This is a genomic window from Paludibacter sp. 221 (assembly GCF_010501035.1).
Classification (GTDB): domain Bacteria; phylum Bacteroidota; class Bacteroidia; order Bacteroidales; family Paludibacteraceae; genus QVMH01.
The window spans coordinates 1-2,569 of the sequence record NZ_QVMH01000090.1 but is presented as its reverse complement, the minus strand read 5'-3'; the positions used below and the strand labels follow the sequence as shown (position 1 = coordinate 2,569).

The 2,569-nt window shown below is 32.4% G+C and carries 6 protein-coding genes; 1 reads left to right on the top strand and 5 read right to left on the bottom strand.

Going from position 1 to position 2,569, the window contains the following annotated elements; translation table 11 throughout:
* Positions 1 to 386 (bottom strand): hypothetical protein (locus D0T49_RS12815; RefSeq protein WP_163632326.1); only part of this gene is annotated, 386 nt, incomplete at its 3' end.
* A 2-nt stretch (positions 387 to 388) separates the two neighbouring features.
* Positions 389 to 742, bottom strand: coding sequence for a hypothetical protein (locus tag D0T49_RS12810; RefSeq protein WP_163632323.1), 354 nt, complete (start codon positions 740 to 742; stop codon positions 389 to 391).
* 277 nt (positions 743 to 1,019) lie between these two features.
* On the opposite strand from D0T49_RS12810, the gene D0T49_RS12805 reads away from it, so the two are divergent.
* On the top strand, positions 1,020 to 1,358 hold the full coding sequence (locus tag D0T49_RS12805) for a hypothetical protein (RefSeq protein WP_163632320.1): 339 nt from the start codon (positions 1,020 to 1,022) through the stop codon (positions 1,356 to 1,358).
* Positions 1,359 to 1,405: 47 nt separating this feature from the next.
* Here D0T49_RS12805 and D0T49_RS12800 read toward each other — a convergent pair whose 3' ends face one another.
* The 3 genes from D0T49_RS12800 to D0T49_RS13145 are packed head-to-tail and all read right to left on the bottom strand — an operon-like array spanning position 1,406 to position 2,446.
* Entirely contained in the window at positions 1,406 to 1,882 is a 477-nt protein-coding gene (locus D0T49_RS12800) for a hypothetical protein (RefSeq protein WP_163632317.1), read from the bottom strand.
* Positions 1,883 to 1,902: 20 nt separating this feature from the next.
* Entirely contained in the window at positions 1,903 to 2,331 is a 429-nt protein-coding gene (locus tag D0T49_RS12795) for a structural protein (RefSeq protein WP_163632314.1), read from the bottom strand.
* Entirely contained in the window at positions 2,321 to 2,446 is a 126-nt protein-coding gene (locus D0T49_RS13145; RefSeq protein ID WP_255495869.1) for a hypothetical protein, read from the bottom strand. Before D0T49_RS13145 ends, D0T49_RS12795 begins: the two co-directional genes overlap by 11 nt.
* Between the last annotated feature and the right edge of the window lie 123 nt (positions 2,447 to 2,569).

The window sequence follows — 2,569 nt, the reverse complement described above, 5'->3', positions numbered from 1 at the left end:
AACTCATACCCCCAAAATAACATTTTACCATCAACATTGGATTCAAACGAAAGAACAATATCTGAAACGAAATAGTCATTATAACCCATACGAGATGAAATAGTAGGAGTTTCCTCCGTATAAACAGCTCCCGTATTAGAAGAATAAGAATACATGAGCCTTCTACCATAAAAAAATTTATACCCCATACGATAATTACTATTAGCACCCGCAGTATTCCAAGTAATAAAAGAACCACCAAGAAAAAAAATAAGCCCCTTATAACCCTCACGACCAACCTCCTTAACAACATATTCAGCCCTTACTTTCTCGGGGTCAACACCAAAATACTTACCAGCACAAACCTTTAAATGGTCCATGCTCATAAATTCATTACCTATCCTCATACTCAAAATACCGTAAATTCATAATAAACAAAACAAGTCTCTCCTGAAGTAGAAGTAACTATTTTATCTGCAAAAGTAGATATTTCATAAATACGGGGAATACTACCACTATTATAATTAACAATACAAGTATTATCATTCTTAAGAGAGCAAACAAAAAAATTACCATTACCCGTAGCAGTACGTAAAAAATTAGCACGTAAAATAAAAGCAACCCCGCTAAATTTGAGAGTAGAATCCACACCCAAAATACACTGCTGTAAGGATACTCTTATTTTTTCAGGGTCTACTCCGAGCATCTCACCTGCACAAACCTTTAAATGGTCTATACTCAAAAATTCATCATTTATTTTCACTTTTACCCCCTTTTTTAGGTATAAAATACTTCAGTACATTAAACAAAAATTCAAGGAATTTCAAAACCCACTCCCAAGTTACAGTTAACAATTTCATTTTCTTTTCTTTATTTTAGTATTTATAAATTCAAAAATCATTTTCAAAATAGCACTTATAAAAAATTGAGATATTAGCACAATAATTGTAGTCAAAAAATCAAGTGTGAATATTTTATCTAAAATACTTACATTTGCAACTAAACAAACAATATACTCATTTAAAAAATTATTATTCATTATGAAAAAATTATTACACCTGTTAGCAATTGCCATTATTACAACAAGTTGCATTACAAAAAACAACGAACCCGAAGAACCTCAAAAAGAATGTGAAAAGAACAACACATATATACTAAGAATACAAAATGTAACAGGAGAAAATTTAGATATATATATAAACGGGGTATTTGAAAAGGAACTAAACCATAGAGCAACAGAAGATTTTGAACTAAAAGCAAATAAAACAAATAAGATATTCACAAAAAAAAGAAATACAGATATAATAGAATATACAACAAATGATAAAGGAGAAGCATGTGAAATATACACACTAACACTATACACAGAAAAGCAGTAAAAAGTTCGGATAATCCGAACTTTTTCTTTTTTTATACCTCAAAAGAATTAAATAAGCCCCCCAGAACGAAATAAAGCACGATATCGTTCTTTTAACTCCAAATCCTTTCCAAAATCAAATAACTCTTTATCCAGCCATTGCCATAAATCCATGGAAGCACCCAAAAGGTCATCACGCACACCAAAAAAGTACTTTTTATAACCAAAAGATTGAGAAGTAAGAGTAACGAGACCGGGATACTTTTCCAACTGTTCACAAACAGCAATTAATTCTTTATCATTAGTACCCGGACGATTCATAGCAACAAGCAAACGATTAGCCAAAGATTGAGCATATTTAGGAGTAGGAACACCCCCGTTTTTATCGGGGATATCAGCATCAGAAACACCCGATGAACCGCCACTTTTTTGCCTTTTACGAATAAAGACAATAACACATATCAAAACAACCGCAAAAAGCAAGAATTTAAAAACAAAATCTAAAACGTTTTTACCCCCAAAAAGAGTAACTATATTTTTCCACATAATACTTTTCCTTATCCCTTTTATACCATCAAGTAAGCAGTTGTAAACTCCTCTGCCGTAGGCACGTAATAACTTTCATAATAACACATTTCACGTACAATAGGGTAATACATTTCGGGTGTGAACGTAAGTATAGTATATCTACTAATACCAGTACCACGTTCGACCGCAGAGATATAACCCTCTGTATTGTTTTCCGTGTAAGGCGCCCAACGATTAATTATTTGAGAAATAGTACAATAACCATTATTGTAATACGTTTTCAACAATCTAATACCCGCACGAAGCCCGAATAACATCGAAATAAACTTTTCAAAATCGTTATCACTGGCTACCTTACCAAGCCACTTATTAGAAGCAGATACCCGAATATTCATAGGGTTATTATTCCGTTTACCGAGAGAATCCTTTTGAATATTCGGATAATCACCTAAAGTATTAACGTCCATAGCGATAGCGTTTTCTACTTTTTTTTTTGCTATAAAAGAAAATAATAGCAATAACAGCAACACCACCTACAGCAATATACCATTTATCTTTCAAAAAACTTTTTACTTTTTCCATTTTATTATATTAAAAAATTATACACTAAATTACAAACGAACTTTACCAAAAGTACCATCACTTGCACCACGAGAACCCAAATTAACAGTACCGTCACCACCCGAACGAGAAGTATAACCACCC

Excerpts from the sequence above, each read along its gene's own strand:
- D0T49_RS12805 (WP_163632320.1), top strand. The coding sequence starts at position 1,020 with ATGAAAAAATTATTACACCTGTTAGCAATTGCCATTATTACAACAAGT.
- D0T49_RS12800 (WP_163632317.1), bottom strand. The coding sequence starts at position 1,882 with ATGTGGAAAAATATAGTTACTCTTTTTGGGGGTAAAAACGTTTTAGAT.
- D0T49_RS12795 (WP_163632314.1), bottom strand. The coding sequence starts at position 2,331 with ATGGACGTTAATACTTTAGGTGATTATCCGAATATTCAAAAGGATTCT.
- D0T49_RS13145 (WP_255495869.1), bottom strand. The coding sequence starts at position 2,446 with ATGGAAAAAGTAAAAAGTTTTTTGAAAGATAAATGGTATATTGCTGTA.